The 19,985-nt window shown below is 42.6% G+C and carries 17 protein-coding genes; 5 read left to right on the top strand and 12 right to left on the bottom strand.

Annotation, left to right across the window (positions count from 1 at the left end; all coding sequences use genetic code 11):
• The first annotated feature begins 2 nt into the window (after window positions 1-2).
• From AC6RV6_RS13160 to AC6RV6_RS13150, 3 genes are all read left to right on the top strand, one after another.
• Entirely contained in the window at window positions 3-1,673 is a 1,671-nt protein-coding gene (locus tag AC6RV6_RS13160) for an MFS transporter (RefSeq protein WP_500241304.1), read from the top strand.
• Window positions 1,674-1,726: 53 nt separating this feature from the next.
• The gene (locus AC6RV6_RS13155) at window positions 1,727-2,533 is read left to right on the top strand and encodes a hypothetical protein (protein ID WP_500241303.1); all 807 of its coding nucleotides are present in this window, start codon (window positions 1,727-1,729) and stop codon (window positions 2,531-2,533) included.
• Between the two features lie 94 nt (window positions 2,534-2,627).
• The gene (locus AC6RV6_RS13150) at window positions 2,628-2,750 is read left to right on the top strand and encodes a hypothetical protein (protein WP_500241302.1); all 123 of its coding nucleotides are present in this window, start codon (window positions 2,628-2,630) and stop codon (window positions 2,748-2,750) included.
• Between the two features lie 38 nt (window positions 2,751-2,788).
• Here the strand turns inward: AC6RV6_RS13150 and urtE are convergent, their stop codons facing one another.
• From urtE to AC6RV6_RS13120, 6 genes are all read right to left on the bottom strand, one after another.
• Window positions 2,789-3,490 (bottom strand): urea ABC transporter ATP-binding subunit UrtE, encoded by a 702-nt coding sequence (gene urtE / locus AC6RV6_RS13145; protein ID WP_500241301.1) that lies wholly within the window; start codon window positions 3,488-3,490, stop codon window positions 2,789-2,791.
• A 31-nt stretch (window positions 3,491-3,521) separates the two neighbouring features.
• A complete protein-coding gene (urtD, locus tag AC6RV6_RS13140; RefSeq protein ID WP_500241300.1) occupies window positions 3,522-4,655 on the bottom strand; it encodes an urea ABC transporter ATP-binding protein UrtD in 1,134 nt (377 codons plus the stop codon).
• Between the two features lie 3 nt (window positions 4,656-4,658).
• Window positions 4,659-5,837 carry an urea ABC transporter permease subunit UrtC gene (gene urtC / locus AC6RV6_RS13135; protein ID WP_500241299.1) on the bottom strand — a complete coding sequence of 393 codons (1,179 nt, stop codon included), beginning with the start codon at window positions 5,835-5,837 and terminating at the stop codon, window positions 4,659-4,661.
• 28 nt (window positions 5,838-5,865) lie between these two features.
• Window positions 5,866-7,008: an ABC transporter permease gene (locus AC6RV6_RS13130; RefSeq protein WP_500241298.1), complete on the bottom strand. Its 1,143-nt coding sequence runs from the start codon at window positions 7,006-7,008 to the stop codon at window positions 5,866-5,868.
• Window positions 7,009-7,132: 124 nt separating this feature from the next.
• On the bottom strand, window positions 7,133-8,446 hold the full coding sequence (gene urtA / locus AC6RV6_RS13125; RefSeq protein WP_500241340.1) for an urea ABC transporter substrate-binding protein: 1,314 nt from the start codon (window positions 8,444-8,446) through the stop codon (window positions 7,133-7,135).
• A 178-nt stretch (window positions 8,447-8,624) separates the two neighbouring features.
• Window positions 8,625-10,547 (bottom strand): ABC-F family ATP-binding cassette domain-containing protein, encoded by a 1,923-nt coding sequence (locus AC6RV6_RS13120; RefSeq protein WP_500241297.1) that lies wholly within the window; start codon window positions 10,545-10,547, stop codon window positions 8,625-8,627.
• A 168-nt stretch (window positions 10,548-10,715) separates the two neighbouring features.
• On the opposite strand from AC6RV6_RS13120, the gene AC6RV6_RS13115 reads away from it, so the two are divergent.
• Both AC6RV6_RS13115 and AC6RV6_RS13110 read left to right on the top strand, forming a co-directional pair.
• Window positions 10,716-13,163 (top strand): dynamin family protein, encoded by a 2,448-nt coding sequence (locus AC6RV6_RS13115; protein ID WP_500241296.1) that lies wholly within the window; start codon window positions 10,716-10,718, stop codon window positions 13,161-13,163.
• A gap of 208 nt (window positions 13,164-13,371) precedes the next feature.
• Window positions 13,372-13,617, top strand: a complete 246-nt coding sequence (locus tag AC6RV6_RS13110; protein WP_500241295.1) for an HNH endonuclease — start codon at window positions 13,372-13,374, stop codon at window positions 13,615-13,617.
• A 38-nt stretch (window positions 13,618-13,655) separates the two neighbouring features.
• Here the strand turns inward: AC6RV6_RS13110 and AC6RV6_RS13105 are convergent, their stop codons facing one another.
• The 6 genes from AC6RV6_RS13105 to AC6RV6_RS13080 all read right to left on the bottom strand — a co-directional run bounded on the left by AC6RV6_RS13105 (window position 13,656) and on the right by AC6RV6_RS13080 (window position 19,983).
• Window positions 13,656-14,009, bottom strand: a complete 354-nt coding sequence (locus AC6RV6_RS13105) for a hypothetical protein (protein WP_500241294.1) — start codon at window positions 14,007-14,009, stop codon at window positions 13,656-13,658.
• A gap of 32 nt (window positions 14,010-14,041) precedes the next feature.
• Complete coding sequence (locus AC6RV6_RS13100; protein WP_500241293.1) at window positions 14,042-14,947, bottom strand: histone deacetylase family protein; 906 nt, start codon at window positions 14,945-14,947, stop codon at window positions 14,042-14,044.
• 115 nt (window positions 14,948-15,062) lie between these two features.
• Entirely contained in the window at window positions 15,063-16,697 is a 1,635-nt protein-coding gene (locus AC6RV6_RS13095; RefSeq protein WP_500241292.1) for an alpha-D-glucose phosphate-specific phosphoglucomutase, read from the bottom strand.
• 47 nt (window positions 16,698-16,744) lie between these two features.
• Window positions 16,745-18,382: a Na/Pi cotransporter family protein gene (locus AC6RV6_RS13090; RefSeq protein ID WP_500241291.1), complete on the bottom strand. Its 1,638-nt coding sequence runs from the start codon at window positions 18,380-18,382 to the stop codon at window positions 16,745-16,747.
• A 57-nt stretch (window positions 18,383-18,439) separates the two neighbouring features.
• Window positions 18,440-18,940, bottom strand: a complete 501-nt coding sequence (locus tag AC6RV6_RS13085) for a hypothetical protein (protein WP_500241290.1) — start codon at window positions 18,938-18,940, stop codon at window positions 18,440-18,442.
• Window positions 18,941-18,966: 26 nt separating this feature from the next.
• Entirely contained in the window at window positions 18,967-19,983 is a 1,017-nt protein-coding gene (locus tag AC6RV6_RS13080; RefSeq protein ID WP_500241289.1) for an AAA family ATPase, read from the bottom strand.
• Window positions 19,984-19,985: the final 2 nt, after the last annotated feature.

The following is a 19,985-nucleotide window of genomic DNA, read 5'->3' as shown; positions in this document are numbered from 1 at the left end:
TCGTGAATGATGTTTCGAGTCCGAAGAACGAAGGCGAAACCCTTCACCCCCCCGCAACAGAAACGCTAAAATTTACGACTAAATTAGCGTTTGGTGCAGGAGATTTAGGTCCCGCCGTAGCAACAAGCATACTGGTTTTTTTCTTGTTGTATTTTTTTACCAATGTAGCCGGATTATCGGCCGGATTGGCGGGTCTCATTTTAGCAATCGGCAAAATTTCCGATGCGATTAACGATCCCATTATGGGGCTTTTAAGCGATCGCACTCGCACAGTTTGGGGCCGGCGCATTCCTTGGATGTTAGGTGGAGCAATTCCTTTTTGCTTATTATTTCTCTTGCAATGGGTGGTGCCTCAATTTAGCAGCAATCCCGATCTCAATAAATGGTATTTATTCGCCTATTACATTACGATCGGCATTCTTTTTAATTTAGCCTATACCGCCGTTAATTTACCCTATACCGCACTCACGCCAGAATTAACTCAAGATTACAACGAACGCACGGGTTTAAATAGCTTTCGCATGGCTTTCTCCATTGGCGGGAGTATTTTTGCTTTATTTTTGGCAAACATAGTTTTTCTATCTTATGATGACGCTCCTCTGACTCAATATTTCCTGTTAGGTTCAGTAGGTTCTCTAGTGGCAGCGATCGCAATTTTGTGGTGTACATTTCGTATTCAAGAACGGGGCGCACAACCTTTAATCGCTTATCATTGGCGTAAAATGTTAGGGAGAGTACTGGCCTTTGTCGGTTTATTCTTCATCCTTTTTATTGGTATTGCCTTACAAGGAGGGTATTTTAATCTATTTATTAACATTTCTAGCTTATTTTTAGGAGGCTTGATTGCGGCCTTTGGTTGGACATTAATTTTCTCCCAACCGGAATCCCATTTAGTGGATGACAATGCCATCAAAGCGCGATCGTTCTCTCAAAGCGTTCCCACTATTCCTTTTACCGAACAATTAAAGATTGTTTTTAGTACCAAACCTTTTCTCTACGTCATTGGTATTTATTTATTTTCTTGGCTGGCCATTCAGCTTGTTGCCTCCATTTTAATCTACTTTGTCGTCAGTTGGATGGGCATGAAAGAGGGAGATTTTTCTCTCGTTGCTATTGCTATCCAAGGAACCGCCTTAATGATGCTTTTTGTTTGGAAAAAAATTAGCGATCGCGTTGGCAAAAAAACCGTTTATTTCTTAGGGGTATCCATTTGGTTAGTTGCACAAGCAATTTTCTTCTCCATCCAACCCGGTCAAGTTGGCTTATTATATTTCTGTGCGGTTTTAGCTGGACTTGGAGTGTCGGTCGGTTATTTAATTCCTTGGTCGATGATGCCAGATGTTATCGAATGGGACGAGTTAAAAACAGGTCAAAGACGAGAAGGTATTTTTTATGGATTTATGGTTCTGCTGCAAAAAATAGGTTTGGCCTTGGCGTTATTAATGGTCGGTCAAACCTTGGATTTTGCTGGTTTTATCGAACGTTTACCCGGACAACCTATTCCCGTTCAACCCGACAGCGCATTGTTAGCCATTCGCATTGCTAATGCCATCTTTCCAGCTATATTTTTAATTATGGGAATGATTTTGACTTATTTCTATCCCATTACCCGAGAAGTACACGCTCGCATGCGCTTACAATTAGCAGAACGCAAAAAAGAAGAAAACAATTAAATTGATAGTTGCAGTTGCTCAGATATAATAGGTTTACTGATTCTCTTTCTAGCATGAATGACTTTGCCATTGTTTTTTCAACCAGTGAAAAATATCTTTCACAAGCATTGGCTATGTATGAACAACTGCGTGTTTATGGTCTCGAAAAATACGCTTGGGTTGTTCCTCTAGAATCTCTCCTACCAGAACATATAGAATGCTTACATACACATTTTGGCAGTCAGGTAACAGATCCTTTACAACTTCCCAAAAATATTAAGTGGTCAGGGAATAAGATTTTTCTGCCAACAATGATACCAGAAGTCAAAAAATATGTTCTGATTGACACAGATATTCTCATCGTAGAGCGTAAATTTATTGATACGTTTCTTGATTCTCCTGACGATCGCATCGTCCTCGTCAAGGATTCATTTACTTGGCAAGATTGGCTTTCACTCAGCAGTTTAGCGGATCGAACTAAGTTTAACCCGGAAGTTCAACACTTATTAAATCAACCTTATATCCAAACTGGAAGTATTGGCATATCAAGCCAAGTTCATAAAAGTATATTCGATTCTTTTGTGCAAGATTTAGTCAATGAAAATCATACTTATCGAGGCGATATTGTTATCTGGAATGACTGGGTAAATAAGTTTCCTCATCTTTTTCATTTAGTTCCTCCTCATATTTGTTTGATTCTCAGACCCAATGCTTCCGGTCCGAGTTCAACGTTACACCTTCCAAACTTGAGTTATCAAGAAGAGATTTTACACTATCTTAATCTACCTATTATGTCACTTCATTTTACAGTAAGTCAAGGCAGTGTAACAAGTTGGCAAGACTACGAACAACTTTTGAGTGGAATTCGCGATCGCAATTAAATCTCTAAACATTATTGAATAACATCTTGACTGATAACTGATAACTGAATTGTGTTAAGCTAATTGTATTAGCAATGATGCCGGACAGTGGGTGTTGAGTGAATATGCTGGAGAAGAACCCACGCTCGCTTTAAATTCCATTGAGTTTGAGATTACCTTTCGCGATCTTTACGAAGGGGTGGATTTTAGCGATCGCAAAGAAAGCGATCGCAACTGAAACGTTCTAGGATGAGAATCCCTGCTCTTCGATCGCGATTAAACGGCTAAGAATTGTTGAATGACATCTTGACTCAATTCACTCGTGCTGCCTGAAGCAACAATGCCACCTTTTTGCATGGCATAATAGCGATCGGCTTGACGGACAAAATGTAAGTGTTGTTCGACTAACAAAACAGAAATTCCTGTCGTTTCAATAATTCCCCGCACGGCATTTTCAATCTCTAAAATAATGGAGGGTTGAATGCCTTCCGTGGGTTCGTCTAAGAGTAATAATTGAGGCTGTCCCATCAAGGCACGAGCGATCGCGAGTTGTTGTTGCTGTCCACCGCTTAAATCCCCTCCCATCCGATGTAACATGCTTTTGAGGACGGGAAATAGTTCAAAAATTTGCTCGGGAATTTGTTGTTTTCCCTTGCTGCCTTGGGGACGTGCCTCTAAACCTAAGAGTAAATTCTCCTTGACGGTAATGCGAGGAATAATTTCTCGACCTTGTGGAACGTAACCAATGCCCATTTTCGCCCGGCGATCGGGGGTCTTTTTCAAGATATCTTCTCCTTTGAGTTGAATCGTTCCCAGACGAGGTTTAAGCAGTCCCATAATGGCTTTTAATAATGTTGTTTTACCAACACCATTCCGACCGATCAAACAGACCATTTGTCCGGGGGCAACGTTCAGATCCACATTCCGCAGAATGTGACTTTCTCCATAATAAACATTGAGTTGAGAAATACTTAGCATTATTGTGAGTTATTTTTGGTTTTATTGAATCTTAACTGGTTATTTCATTTTCTAAGCGTTGAACAGTTTCTTCAGAGAACTCTAATAGTTGTATTAAATTTGCATAAGCGGCTGCCTCTTCTTCATTAATTAAATTCTCTCGGGGATTTCTGGCACTGGAACTAATAATTTCATAGCTCAGTTTGAGTACCATTTCTCGCTCAGCCACAGTTTCGAGTTGGGGAACCAAACTTGCGATCGCAATATTCGTCCCCAAATAATCTCGCAATTCTTGACGTAATTCTTGCTGTTGCTGGCCATCGTCTGAAAACTGACGACTTAACCGCGTTAAAATCACGTCAATTTCTTCCGAGGCAATATTACCATCAGCCCAAGCCATTGATGCGGCAATTCGCAAAATAATCATTTCTTTTTCGCCGATCGAAGGGGTCTGACCCAAGTAAACTTCGATAACGCGAGGGTCATTTTGTACGCGATCCATATTCCCTTCGCATAATACCGAACCTTGATGTAAAACTGTCACTTGTCGGGCAATTTGACGCACGAATTCCATATCATGTTCGATGACGATAATGGAATGACTTTCTGCTAAAGCTAAAAGTAAATTGCCAACATTTTCAGTTTCTTCATCGGTTAGTCCTGCGACAGGTTCATCAACTAATAATAATTCGGGAGATTGAGCCACTAACATGCCAATTTCTAAACGTTGTTTTTCTCCATGAGAAAGCAATGCCGCTTTGAGATTGGCTTTGGCTGTTAAACCAACTGTTTCTAATAAGCCTGCAACATTCCGTTTATCGGTAGATGGAGGGCGTTTAAACAGTGTTGCCAATACATTTTTATGACGATTGCAAGCTAAATCTAAATTGTCGCGGACGGATAAATTGAGATATACTCGCGGGGTTTGAAATTTGCGCCCAATGCCCAAGCGAGAGATGTGATGTTCGGCAATGCTTCGCAAATTTTTCCCTTTAAATCTGACGGTACCTTCTGTAGGTTGAACCTTACCTGTAATCACATCTAAAAATGTTGTTTTTCCTGCACCATTTGGACCAATAATAACACGTAATTCTCCTGCATCCATACTGAAAGTAAGGTTGTTTAAGGCTTTAAACCCGTCAAAACTAACAGTTAAGCGATCGATTTCTAAGATTTTGTCTGTCATTTTTTACCTTTGACTATCTTGTACAGATTCTAATTCTTCGCGTTCTTGTTGAACGAAGGGATCTTTTTCTAAACTAGGATAGGTAACTATTGGATCTTGCCAGCCAAGAAGCGATCGCAGCTTCGGCCAAAGCCAATTTTGTACCCAACCGACAATTCCATTGGGCAAAACGGTTACCACGATTAAAAATAATGCCCCTTGGAAAAATAACCACACCTCCGGAAATTGTTCGCTTAAAAAAGTTCGGGCGAATGTTACGAGTAATGTACCGATAATTGCACCGATTAATGTGCCACGTCCGCCAACAGCAACCCAAATGACCATTTCAATAGAGAAAGCAACCTCCATAAAGCTCGGGGTAATAATTCCCGATTGAACGGTATATAATGCTCCTGCGACCCCAGCAATTCCCCCAGAAATTGCAAAAACCAACACTTTAAACCATGTCGGATTGTAACCGGAAAAGCGCACTCGATTTTCATCATCGCGGATGGCAATAAGAATGCGACCAAAGCGCCCACTTGTCAACCAACGACAGAGTAAATAAATGATAATAACTGCTAAGATTGTGACCTCGTAGAATGCTAATTGCGCCCCCGACGAACTGACAACTGTTCCGAATAAGGTTTCCGTATCTGTCTTTAATCCATTCGTTCCATTAATGAGCTTTTGCTGTCCGTTAAAAAAGTTAAAGAAAACCAACAAAGCGGCTTGGGTCAAAATAGAGAAATAAACGCCTTTAATCCGGTTGCGAAAAACGAGATATCCCAATAAGCCAGCGACAATTGTTGGGATAATAACGATCGCAATTAAGGTAATAGGAAAAGAGTAAAATGGATACCAGAAAAAAGGTAGTTTGTCAACCCCGTAAAGGGTGAAAAAATCAGGGATTTGTCCTTCTGGCAATTGCAATTTTAGGTGCATGGCAAAGCCATAACCCCCGAGAGCGAAAAAGATGCCATGTCCGAGGCTTAATAACCCCGTATAGCCCCAAATTAAATCGATGCCTAACGCGACGATCGCCAATGATAAGAAGCGCCCCAATAGCTTAAGGCGAAATTCCGGTAAAATTGCCGGGAAAAGCAGACAAAAAATGAGACCGATCGCAGCAATTGTTATGCCTTCAATCCAGAACTTGCGTTGTTTTTTGCGTTTAATTAATGTGACCTTATCGAGATTCATCCTATTAAATTATCCTTGTAACTGTCTATCAAAGATCTGAGTTTCGTCCTTTCTGGGGGAAAATTCCGGCGGGTTTGAATTGCAAAAAGGCAATAATTAAAGCAAATACCATAACTTTTGCCATACTGCTGGTGGCAAAAAAGTTGAAGAAATCAATAAGGTATTGAAGTACGATCGAGATCGTTCCCGAACCAACTAAATAACTTATAGTTCCGATTACCATTGCAGCAACAATACTACCCAATAAATTACCGACTCCACCGACAACAACAATCATAAAGGTATCGACAATATAATTCTGCCCGGTATTGGGACCGACAGAACCGAGTAAAGTAATGGCAACTCCTGCTACTCCAGCCAGTCCCGACCCAAGGGCAAAAGTTAAGGCATCAACCTGATTGGTGGGAATGCCCAAGCAAGAACTCATCTCGCGATTTTGAGTGACGGCGCGAATCCGCAATCCCCAATTTGAGCGATTTAAAAAAAGATAAATTCCGACGACACAAGCGATCGTTAAAATGATAATAAAAATTCTGGCGTAGGGAATTTGAAAATTACCAATTGGAAAACCTCCTCGCAACCAAGCTGGGGCTGTAACATCAACATTTCTAGCACTAAACCAAGGTTTTTCTAAAGCCTTTTGACTGCTTAAGAATAAGCCTGTGATTATGGAAATCCCCGATGACAGAAACACAAACACACTTAATACAAGTTTGCGGATTTTTTGCCAATCAAGACGACGACTGAGTAAAACCCAAGACCCAAAGAATAACAAGCAAAAAATAACCAATTCAATCGCTAAAATCCAATTAACACTACGGACGAACTGACGCAAAATTAAACTGACTCCCCAAGTGGCTAAAAGCGTTTCTAAAGGTCGTCCGTAGAGAAAGCGAATGACACCCCTTTCTAAGGCCAATCCTACTAGTGCTGTGACAATAAATGCCGCCGGTAAAGCGACAAAAATATAGGCACCAAACCACGGATCTCCGAGAAGTTTAAAGCCATTTTGCACGACAAAAGTCGTGTAAGCTCCTAACATCATGAGTTCTCCATGAGCCAAATTAATTACGCCCATGAGTCCGAAGACAACCGCAAGACCCAGTGCTGCAATTAACAACACTGAGCCAATACTAACTCCATTAAATAAACCGATAAATAATTGCAACACTTTTCAACTCATGCCTACAAAATAATGAAGAGTCACCAATCTCAATAACTGGTGACTGGTTCGATGTGTGTTCCCTTGGCGAATTTAATTCGCCGAGGTCGCATTGCTGTTAACGATTGAACGATCAGGCTTCTATTTTGTACTTACCACCTTTTTCGGCATCACTCCAATCGCAACCATATCCTTTTGTTTCAGGAACGAATTGATTCCACGGTAAAGGAGCAATAGGACCGTCAGTTGACCAAACAATATCAAACAGGCCATCTTCGCGAATTTCGCCGATCCGTACTGTTTTAGAGATGTGATGGTTGGCATTCATGGTGACTTTACCTTCTGGTGCGTCAAATTCCTGTCCGATCGCAGCCGCGCGAACTTTTTCGAGGTCATCTGCGGTTCCTGCTTTTTCGACGGCCTGTTTCCATAAATAAACCATAATGTAAGCCGCTTCCATGGGGTCGTTGGTGACGCGATCTTCGCCATATTCGGCTTTAAAATCTTCTACCCATTTTTTGTTTTCCGGACTATCAACGGTTTGGAAGTAATTCCAGGCTGCGTAATGACCTTTGAGAAAGTCTGGTCCAATTTGTCGCACTTCTTCTTCGGCAACGCTAACAGACATGACTGGATATTTATCAGGGGTGAGTCCTGCACCTTGCAACTGTTTGAAGAAAGCAACGTTACTATCTCCATTTAAGGAATTGAAGATTACGCCGCCATCAGGTAAAGCTGCTTGGATTTTGGTAATAATTGGCGTAACTTCTGTATCACCAAGAGGTAAGTAATCTTCGCCGACCAATTCTCCGTCTTTAGCTTTGAGTTGCTCTTTGATAATCGTGTTGGCGGTACGAGGGAAGACGTAATCCGAACCCACTAAAAAGAATTGTTTACCCTTATTTTCTAACAGCCAATCGACAGCCGGTTCGATTTGCTGGTTGGGTGCGGCTCCGGTATAGAAAATATTTTTAGAGCATTCTTGACCTTCATATTGAACGGGATACCAAAGCATATGATCTTTGGATTCAAAAACATCTAAAACTGCTTTACGGCTGGCGGAAGTCCAACAGCCAAAAATCGTAGCTACTTCATCTTGATCGATTAATTTAGCGGCTTTTTCTGCAAAGGTCGGCCAGTCCGAATTTCCGTCTTCTACGACTACTTCAATTTGTTTGCCGAGAACGCCACCGGATTCATTAATTTCTTTGATTGCTAATTTCTCAGCATCAACTACAGTGGTTTCGCTAATAGCCATTGTGCCGCTTAGAGAGTGGAGAATTCCCACTTTAATTGTATCTTCGCTGCTCGATGTTTCTGAGGAGTCTTCGGCAGCCTCTTCGTCAGAATCTTCTGGTTCGGCAGTCGTACAGGCTTTGAGCAATAGACTTGTTCCCAAAGCCGCAGAACCATACATTAAAAATTTTCTTCGTCCTAATCTTTCGATCATGGTTGTGTTGTCTACCTCACGTGATCAATTGTTGCGATCGCTCTTTAAAAATTAAAGAGTCGAGGTGTGTATGGTACTGCTCGGGTTCGCTTTCTTTTGTAGCGAGGAATACAAAATCCATGACTTCTTATCAATTCCTGAATTTTTTTCTATCAAGAGAAACATAAGATTAAACTCAAACATCTAATTCGGCTAATTCTAACCATCGTTCGGTTGTTTGTTCGATCTCTTCATTAAGTTTTGCGAGGCGATCGGTGAGTTCTTGTAATTTCGTGTATCCTTCGGGAGGATTGTTATAAATAATATGTTCTAACTCGCTCTTTTCGTCCTCGAGTGCGGGGACTTTCTGTTCGAGTTGTTCGAGTTCGCGACGTTGATAATTAGAAAGACGACGAGGACGATTTTGAATTTTAGATTGTTTTTGTGATGTTTCTTTTTCTGTCTTGACAGTGGGGGATTTTTCTGATTTCGCTTCAATTTCTTCGGCTTGCTTGTAATCTAGGTACAGAGAATAATTTCCCGGATATTGACGTAGCTTTCCATTGGGTTCGATCGCAAAGATAAAATCCACCACGCGATCGAGGAAATAGCGATCGTGAGAGACGGCGATCGCGCAGCCATTAAAATCTTCTAAATACTCTTCTAATACCCCTAAAGTTTGTACGTCAAGATCGTTGGTGGGTTCATCGAGAATCAATACATTGGGCGCACCCATCAATATCTTAAGCAGAAATAAGCGCCGTTTTTCACCCCCTGAAAGTTTGTGAATGGGTGCATATTGCTGGTTGGGTGGAAACAGGAATCTTTCTAGCATTTGCGAGGCGCTAATTTGCGTTCCATCTGCTGTTTGCACATAGGATCCTATATCTTTAATGTAGTCAATAACGCGCTGATTTTCTTCTAAAGCCGACCAGAGATCGTCGGAGTGTTGGTCGAAATAACCGATATGAATGGTACTGCCGATCTCTACCGTTCCTTTGTCTGGCGTAATGCGTCCGGTCATCATATTCATTAACGTTGATTTTCCTGCACCGTTACCGCCAATGATGCCGATGCGATCTTCTGGGGTAAACTCATAGGAAAAATCTTGGATGAGAAGGCGATCGCCATAAGATTTGCTCACGTTTGCCAGTTCGATTACTTTTTTACCAATGCGTCGCCCCGGAGTATCGATATCTACTTTACCGCGTGCGTCTTTAAAGGAGGTATCCTGCATCGCATGAATGCGATCGATTCGTGCTTTTTGCTTGGTACTGCGTGCTTTCGGTCCGCGTTTCAACCATTCCAATTCTCGCCGCAAAACCCCTTGATGTTTGCGTTGGCTGCTGACTGCGGCTTCTTCTGCAAGGGCCTTTTTCTCGAGGTAATAGGAATAATTTCCCGCATAATTGTAGAGATCCCCGCGATCGATTTCGACAATACGATTGGTGACGCGATCGAGGAAGTAGCGATCGTGAGTGATGAGCAACAATGCCCCGCGAAAGCCCTGTAAGTAGTTTTGCAACCATTCTACTGATTCTGCATCGAGATGGTTGGTGGGTTCGTCTGCCAGCAATAAATCGGGGTCTGAGAGCAAGGCTGTTGCGAGGGCGATGCGCTTGCGATATCCTCCAGATAAGTCTCCCACTCGCGCCTCAAAGTCGCTAATTCCTAATTTTGTGAGGATGATTTTCGCTTTAGTTTCCAGTTCCCATGCTCCTGTTGCTTCCATTTTCTCACCGATCGCCGTCAAGCGAGACATGAGGCGATCGATGTCTTTGTCTTGGGCTTGGGAGAGTTGGAAAGAAAGAGCTTCATATTCTCGCACCAATGTCATTTCTTCGCTACTATCGGCGAAAACTTGTTCGAGAACGGTACAATTTTCATCAACTTCGGGTTGTTGGGGTAAATAAACAATTCTTGCTCCCGATCGCGCCATGCGTTTTCCTGCATCGATGGATTCTATTCCCGCAATCATTTTTAAAAGGGTGGATTTTCCCGAACCATTCACTCCGATCAAGCCTACTTTATCGCCTTCTTCAATACTCAGACTGCCTTCTCGCAGAATTTCCTTAATACCAAAATCTTTTTTAATCCTTTGTAGGGTGAGAATGCTCATAGTTGGTCAAAAACGGGAAAATTGCCATAACTTTAATTATGACATTATTTCGCCATTTTTACCGTTTTGAGAAAATAGCGATCGCAAACTCACTCATGTTGACAGGCTGCTCTGTGAAGTTAGATAATTGCTGGGAAAGTTTTGTCGCATTTTTAGCATTGAGGTCTAATGAATTCCCATAACTCCCCCTGTATTCATCTTCAAGAAAAGGTCACAATTTTATTGCAATTGTTGCAACAAGAACCCGATTTGCGAACGCAACAAACAACAACGGCTGCAGAATCTTCTTTAAAGAAAGCGATCGCGCCGAAGTTTGAAATTGTTTTTGCGGGAGCATTTAGTGCGGGAAAATCAATGCTTATTAATGCTCTCTTAGAACGAGAATTATTATACAGTGCCGAAGGTCACGCGACGGGAACAGAATGTTCGATTGAATATGCCGAACTGGATGGGGAACGGGTAGTATTAACCTTTTTAAGCGAAGCAGAAATTCGCGAACAAGTTACGCTGCTTTGTCATAAATTAAATTTAAACGCATCGGCAAATATTAATCAACCGGAAATTTTCGAGCTTCTCCAGCAAGGATGCGAGACGATAATCGCCACAGAAGGTGGAGAAAGTAAGTCGGAACGCGCCAAACAAGCAAAAGCACTTTCATTACTTTTAGAAGGATATGTTAACAATCGCGATCGCATACAAACTTTACGCAATGCGACTTATTCGATGGAGCAATTTAACTTTTCTAATTTGGCAGAAGCCGCAGGATATGCCCGTCGGGGAAGTAATAGTTCGGTTCTCAAGCGCTTGCAATATTACTGTCATCATCCTCTTTTAGAGGATGGCAATGTTTTAGTGGATATGCCGGGGATTGATGCTCCCGTGAAGAAGGATGCAGAATTAACGTATAACAAAATTGAAGACCCGGAAACGTCGGCAGTCGTAACCGTTTTAAAGCCTGCGTCGGCGGGAGATATGACGACGGAAGAAACGGAATTGTTAGAGAAAATGCGGGCAAATTCTGGTATCCGCGATCGCGTTTTCTATATTTTCAATCGCATTGATGAAACTTGGTATAATGCTCAACTACGCCAGCGTTTGGAAGGTCTAATTTCTGCTCAATTTCGCGACACCAATCGCATTTATAAAACGAGCGGTTTATTGGGATTTTATGGCAGTCAAATTAAGGAAACCCGAGGCAGCGATCGCTTTGGGTTAGACTCTCTGTTTGCAGAAAGCGTGAAGGGAATTGGAGGAGAGGAGGAAACGCCTCAATTTGTGAGCGAATTTAACAATTATTGTGCTAATTCTGGCAAACTTTCAGGCAGTGAGTTTCGCGTTTCTGTGAATGGTTACGAGACTCCCAACGAAAATTACGTTCGCATTCTCAGCGAATGGGGCAGTCCTCTCCTCGATCGCTTAATTAAAGATAGCGGTATCGAAGAGTTTCGCAGTGCAATTACGCGCTATTTAACGGAAGAAAAACGACCGGAATTATTTAAAAATCTGGCAGACGATCTACAGCCATTATGTATTGCTTTGCGGAAATATTATATTGCCAATCGTCAAGAATTAGAAAGCCAGCCTCGCGAAATTGATGCCATGAAAGCGCGAGAATTAGATCGCTTAAATCAACAATTACAAGCGGTAGGACAGGAATTTCAGGAGTATATGGAGGAAGAAATCAATCATATTGTTGTTAATGAAGATTCTGCGTTTGAATCTGATTTTGGTATTCTCAAGGCAAAAATGGTCAGCCGCTTGGATGAATTGTTACAAACTTTTTCGGTTCAAGAGGCATATAAACGCGCAACAAAAAGCCATCCTCGCAATGCCACGGCACCGTTATTGGCGGTTTTAGTGGAGGCGCTATATTATTTGGCCAATCAATTAGAAGATGTTTTAACGGAAAATGTGAAAATAGTAGCAGAAAATTTTTGTCGGCGCTTGTTGGAACGCTTGCAAACAACAGAACACTATCGTCAACTCTACCGTTTATTAGGCAATGATGGGGGAATTGAAGAGAAAATCCAGCACTTGCAAGAAGTATTGTGTGAGACGTTGAGTAGCGAAGCACGCACGGAATGCGATCGCTATGTTCGCGAAAGTCCTCGCTTTTACGACGAAGGGACATTTTCGATTTATCAATTCCGGCAAACATTACAACAAACTTCGCAAGGATACGATGCCGAGAGTATTCTTGAAGCAGAACCCGCGATACGGCAATTATTAAAGTTAGATTTTGAACCTAAGGTCTCAATAACGATTCGCCGCAACTTCCGTCAAACCGTCAATCAAACCTTGAAAACTCAGATTTTACCGATGGCAAAACAGCAAGCTGATGATATTTTACAACAGTACGATCGCGCTCGAATTTATTTAGAACAGACGCTAGAACAAGAAGCTGAGGAAAAAATTGCTCGTAATCGTCGGGGATTGGATACAATTGAAGCAAAAATTGCTGAATATAATGATTCAGTCACAGATATTAATTCTTGTTTGCAATTCATGCAGTTGTATGACAAGCAGTTACCTATTATTGCCGATACAGAATTTGCTACACTTTCTGAGGAAGAGAACGCAGTAACAAAAAATTCAGAAATTCAAGAAGGAGTCTAATTACCCAGAATAAACTCGTAGGGGTGTAATGTTTGCACCCTTTCTTGATGAATGCAACATTTTTGAACCCTCGAATAATTGGCAAAAATATATTCGATTTAGGCTTGACTTTATTGACTTGACAATGGTATTCTAACAGAGTGGTAGTTTGTGCGTTCCTGTAACCTCTTTTTCAATTGATAAAATAAGTAGAAGAAAAATAGAAAAAATGAGAGAAAAAACACCCAGAATTCCGATACCTCCCGCCGTCCGTCAATATGTTTTTGAACGGGATAACTATCAATGTCGCAGTTGTGGCAAAACTCATAAAACTGTAAAATTACAAATCGATCATATTATTCCCCTTGCGAAAGGGGGCAGTAATGATATGAGCAATTTGCAAACCCTGTGTCGTGGCTGCAACCAACAAAAAAGCGATCGCATCGATCGCCGATTCAAAAGACATTTTACCTAAGCTGCATTCATAACTATTTAATCTTGAGGAAAAATAATTTAATCTTGGGGAAAAATATCCATCAAGATATCATTGGCAACCTCTTCTGCTTCAACTTCATTAAATTCAGAAGGGAAAGAAACAGTAACATCGACCCGATTATCCGAACAAATGAGTTCGATAAAACCAACAGGATCTTCATAAAATAATTTGCGGGACGCGTCTTCCGTCACGATCCTGTTATAGTATTGATTTTGTTGCGAGATCGCATTATCAATGGTAGCCAGACACTCTTGTGTCGTATGATTGGGTAATTCTTTAAATTGAGAAGCGCTTCCTTCCGCATTAACCCGTCCTCCCAGTAAGGAAATACCTAATCCCAAAAGCATTGCGATCGCAGTTTTTTTCATCATTTTTCTAGTCATGGTCGGCATTTTCATTATATTCAACAGAAAACTTCTCTCGCCGCACGATGTAACAAAGAATGACGATAAATTAAATCCTGCACATTCTTCGCATATCCGCCCCCAATAACTGCCGCAACGGGATATTTTGACGCTTTACAACTGCTTAAAACCATGCGATCGCGGCGATAAATTCCCCGATCGCTTAAAGCCAATTTTCCCAAGCGATCGCCGACATGAGGATCGACTCCTGCGTCGTAAAGTACCAAGTCAGGTTTAACATCATAAAGCAGAGCAGGTAAATGTTTGGCGAGGATTTGCAAATATCCTTCATCATCCAATTTTTCTGGAAGCGGGACATCGCGATCGCTGATTTGTTTGCGGTGGGGAAAATTAGTCTCGCAGTGCATAGAAAAGGTAAATACAGTATCATCGTCTTGGAAAATAGCCGCAGTTCCATCGCCTTGATGCACATCAAGATCGATAATTAGGATATTGGTCGCGAGATTGAGAGATTGGAGGACGCGAGAAGCGATCGCGAGGTCATTAAAAATACAAAACCCCGATCCATAGCTGGGAAAAGCGTGATGGGTGCCGCCAGCAGTATTGCAAGCAATACCGTATTGTAAGGCGAGTTGGGCGGTTAAAATTGTCCCACCCACAGCAGTTTGGGTACGAGTCGCGAAACCCCGACTCCAAGGTAAACCAATGCGCCTTTGCGCCTCGATCGGTAAAGTTCCTGTTAGATAAGCATTGATATAGTCGCGATCGTGTACCAATTCCAACCAGTTTTGCGAGGGAATTTCTGGAGTATGCACCCATTCTGGCAAAATGATTCCTTCTTTTAAAAGATACTCATAGAGCAGTTTAAATTTGGGCATGGGAAAGCGATGCTCTTCCGGTAAAGGAGTCACATAGTCAGGATGATAAGCGATCGGGAGAATCATCGAAGTCTAATCAATCTGTGAGAAAATTCAGGCAAATCGGAGTGCTATATCGTTTCTTGGAGGTAAAGCCCAGCAGCGAATAAAAAGTCTTCTTGTTGGGCTTTATCCTTTTTATTTAGGTAATCACTGTCGGGCGATCGCGTCCGGTTAATTCCTTAATTTTTGCGACTTCATCCGCCAAAGCGATCAGATCGCCGAGGGCTTCTTGGGAATCGCGATCGTGTTGGCTCGAATCGGGTTCGTAGCGTTCCAAATACACGCGTAATGTTGCCCCTTTCGTCCCTGTTCCCGATAAGCGAAAAACGATGCGAGAACCATCAGTAAAGCCGATACGAATGCCTTGTTTTTGGCTAATACTACCATCAATCGGATCGGTATAGCTGAAATCATCGGCATATTCGACCTCATAAGCGCCGAGTTTTTGCCCTTTCATTCCTCCTACAGCCGATCGCAAATTTTCCATTAATTGCATTGCCGGTTCTGTTTCGACGGCTTCGTAGTCGTGGCGAGAATAGAAATTACGTCCGTAGGCTTGCCAATGTTCTCGGACAATTTCGGCAACCGATTTACCCGTCACAGCGAGAATATTTAACCAGAAAATAACCGCCCAGAGTCCATCTTTTTCTCGGATATGATTGGAACCCGTCCCGAAACTTTCCTCACCGCATAACGTCGCTTTATCGGCATCTAATAAATTGCCAAAAAACTTCCAACCCGTGGGAGTTTCGTAACAACCAATTCCCAGTTTAGCCGCCACCCGATCCACCGCCGCACTGGTGGGCATCGATCGCGCCACCCCCGCTAAACCATTTTGATAACCGGGGACGAGGTGAGCGTTAGCTGTCAGAATTGCTAAACTATCGCTCGGGGTGACAAAGAAATTGCGGCCTAAAATCATATTGCGATCGCCATCTCCATCGGAAGCGGCACCAAAATCCGGGGCATTGTCACCAAAAAGAATATCTACTAATTCTTTCGCATAAACAAGATTGGGATCTGGGTGTCCTTGGCCGAAATCTTCCAAAGGAATCCCATTAATAACCGTACCCGTTGATGCCCCTAAATGCTGCTCGAAAATAGCTTTAGCATAGGGACCCGTCACCGCGTGCATGGAATCGATGCACAGTTTAAATCCTTTCTCGGCAATCAGTTGGCGAATGGCATCGAAGTCAAACAAAGATTGCATTAACTCCACATAAGGTACCACAGAATCGATGACTTCCACCTCCATCGTTCCTAATTTAAAAGAGCCAACGCGATCGAGATTCACATCTGCCGCTTCGAGAATTTTATATTCAGAAATGGTTTTGCTGCGATCGAACATGGCTTGCGTGACCTTTTCTGGGGCAGGTCCGCCGTTGCCGATATTGTATTTAACCCCAAAATCGCCATCGGGTCCGCCGGGGTTGTGACTGGCGGAGAGGATAATACCGCCCAAGGTTTGATACTTGCGAATAATACAGGACGTGGCCGGCGTAGAAAGAATGCCTCCCTGTCCCACCAATATTTTTCCGATACCATTGGCTGCCGCCATTTTCAGAATAGTTTGAATAGCTTGGCGATTGTAATAGCGTCCATCTCCTCCAAGAGCTAGAGTTTGTCCTTCACAGCCTTCTAAGCTGTCAAAAATGGCTTGAATGAAATTTTCGAGATAATGGGGCTTTTGGAAAGCAGGAACGGACTTTCTCAGGCCAGAGGTGCCTGGTTTTTGATCGTCAAAGGGAGTTGTGGGTATCGTGCGTAGATTCATGGGTTCGTTCTGCGAATTTCAAGAATATCTTAATCTTTTGTCGTTCGTTATTTGCGATTCGACCCAATTGCCAAGAATGCCAGATTGAGGTGATAGGCGATCCGAGTAATATGTTTGCTTGTCCGACGCAACCAGCGAATGGCTTCAAGGCGTTCCGTACCGGTCATGACATCGATTTGACCGTTGGCAATTTGGTTAACTGTAGCTATGCGATAAGGGCGGACTTTGCGATGGATTTGTTTGGACGTGGCACTGGCGCGATCGGCGGCGGCCTGCCAGCGATTTTCTTGCATGAATACTCTAATTTCTCGGACGCTCTCGATGAGAAGATGACGCTCTTCCTCCAGTTCCATTGTTGCCCGGACGGTCTCGGCCCGATCTTCATCTTCTTCGCAACGTTCGTGGATGCGCTGAAGATGATCGAGGGCATGAATCAGATTGATGAGTCGCTCCCACGTCAGCCCCGCACCGGTTTTGAGATGAATTCGATCCAAATAAGTCGAGGTTTCATCGAGGGCGGTCTGAAGCTCGGTTAAATCAACGCGTTGACCGTTGGTATCGCCTAAAATCGCCGCTACGTGACGCAATAACGCCAAGAGTTCGGCTTGAATCGAGGCTTGAGCGGCATTCAAAGCCAAGACAGGCTGTTCTAAGAGTCCATCGCTCAATCTGTCCGTGTAGACCGGCCCATTGCTGGGCAATAACCTGATAATGAGACGGGCAAACTGTCGGGTAAAGGGCAGGATTGTCGCGACCCCGACTATATTGAAACAGGTGTGAAACGCCACCAGAGCGATTTCTGCATTTTGGGTCAACTGGCCGGGTACTATCCAGTCCCAGAGCCAAGTGTAGGGGGTGATTAAAATTAGTGCCAAGCAAGCAGTCCAAAGATTATAAACCACATGAGAAAGCCCCGTTCGACGTGCATTCACCGAACTCCCTAGGGTCGCCATGACTGCCGTAACGGTGGTGCCGACATCCATGCCGATCGCTAAGGCTGCTGCTTGTTCAAAATTGACGAAACCTGCGTGCAGGGCTGTTAAAGTGGCGGCTATTCCAGCACTGGAGGCTTGGGTAATGACAGTGGCGATAATGCCCAAGGCAACCAGTTGCAGCCGACCGATGAGGGTATCTGAGGGGAGGCGATCGGGGGAGATGGCATTTCCTAAGCTCCCCATTGCATCCTGCATCGCGGCGATACCCACAAAAATCAAGCCAAAACCTGCGATCGCATAGCCCAGACTCCCCCATCGTCCTTTGCCAAATAGTTTCAAACTGGCCCCGATAAAGATGAGGGGGAGTACCAAAGTCCCCAGTTTAAATTTAAAACCCAAGGTGGCGACCAACCAGCCCGTAACGGTGGTACCGATATTCGCCCCAAAAATAATCCCCAGTGCTGCGGAAAAACTAATCAGTCCGGCACTGACAAACCCCACCGTTGCCACGGTCGTTGCACTGGAAGACTGCAACATGGCCGTGGTTGCGGCTCCGGTCAGCACGCCCGAAAGGGGATTGCGGGTAAAGCGCATCAGAACCCTTTGCATGGCGTTTCCCGCCAGCGATCGCAGTCCGTCGGTCATGACAATCATGCCCAAGAGAAACAACCCCAAGCCTCCGATCGCATGAATGATGATAAGCGTTTTTTCGATGGCTCCCTCCGATCGCTTTTCTTTGTTTTTTAGCATTTTCTGCTAACTTTCAACAAATGCCAGCGCGCGATCGTATTTCTCAGTCATTCCCGATTACAATATTTTGCAAATCAATCTTGTTTGTTTTTGGGCTTGTTCGTCATTCAGCACTAAAACAGAAGGAGCAGATAAATTCCAAGCAGCTACTGTCGGTTTGAGTGCTTTATTGAGTGCTTCTTGTAATGGTGGAAGCCACGACTTTTCATGACCGCGAATTATCAGGATTAAGCGAAAATCAACGTGTTTGAGATCGAGATTTTGAAAAGGTTCTGGTAATTCATTCCCTGTTAAAGGATGGCGTTGCAAGCAGATTGCCATATATAGAGCTAGTGCATTTGCTAGTTTTTCTCGAATATCTTTGATAAAATCTTTAAATTTCTGTTTTTTTGTTGGCTGTGGCGAGCTTTTTTTAGCTTCAATAATCCATATCACTGGCGGACTAGAAGAATGCAGTAACAAAAATTCTGCCATTTTCATACCTGCCTTTACGTTCCGATAGGTTTTACTTTCCTCAATATAGAAACAATGTCCCTCTGGATAAGGGCCAAAACTCATCTCAGATTCGATAATCGATTCAGTTATCATTGCAATGCTAGCTCAAATTCTTCTTCATGAAGTCGAATTGACTCATCAATAATAGGATTATTGGGTAAACCTTCACGCAAGTTTGTGGTATTCCAACAATTGTTATCTACAGAAGTCACTGTAATCAATAGATTCTGTTCTTTTTGAGCAAGTAAAAATAGTTTTTTAATGACAAAATAAGAGTGACTGGCTATAAAAAATTGAATGCCACATCCTGCTAACATGGCTACAATATCGAGGAATTTTGAAATCGCACTTGGATGCAAGGCTGATTCCGGTTCATCGATAAAGATAAGTGACTCTGGATCGAGATAGCGATTTCCCAGTAACGTATCGAGAATAGCAATCTTCTTGATACCTTCTGCGGTAACACCAATAGAAAATTTTTGATTACCTTTTTTAAATTGCCAATTCCCTAATTTTTCATCGTATTCAATTTTTCCGTCTAAAATTTCTTGTAAATGTTGTCTAGAATCAGAAAGTTGTCGATATTTTTTTCCTTTTTTAGGAGTTTGACGTAATGCTCGTGCTAAATCAAGATAGGTATTATCAAAACCAAATGTCTTGTCTCGCTCACGAGATTCCAAAATGATGTGATACAAAGAGAGAACTTCTTTAGGGGGCAAAAAAATTGAATTACTCTCTCGACGAGAAACATTATTTTCTATATTTTGTATACTTTTAACTGTATCTTTTCCAAATTCAAAGGAAAATTCTTGGTGATTAAATTCAAGGTTTAGTGCTAATGGCTCGCTAGCTCCTTTCATAACAAGATCGCCAATTTTTGCCGTTTCAAAAGTCCAATAGAGTTTATCTGCAAGGATTTCAGCCTCGCTACGAGGTTCGTTACCTCGCCTATATTCTTCTAGTGTTTTTATTGAGCTATAAAGCGCTTTCAGTAGAATCGTTTTACCTGTCGCATTTCCACCAATAATTAGATTAATCTCACCTGTAGCATTACAGGTGAGATGATGTATGGGACCAAAGTTCTGAAGTTCAAAATTATTGAGCATAA

This window comes from Spirulina sp. LEGE 11439, assembly GCF_059821285.1.
Note: the sequence above shows the minus strand (reverse complement) of the source record. Positions and strands in the feature narration are given on the sequence as shown.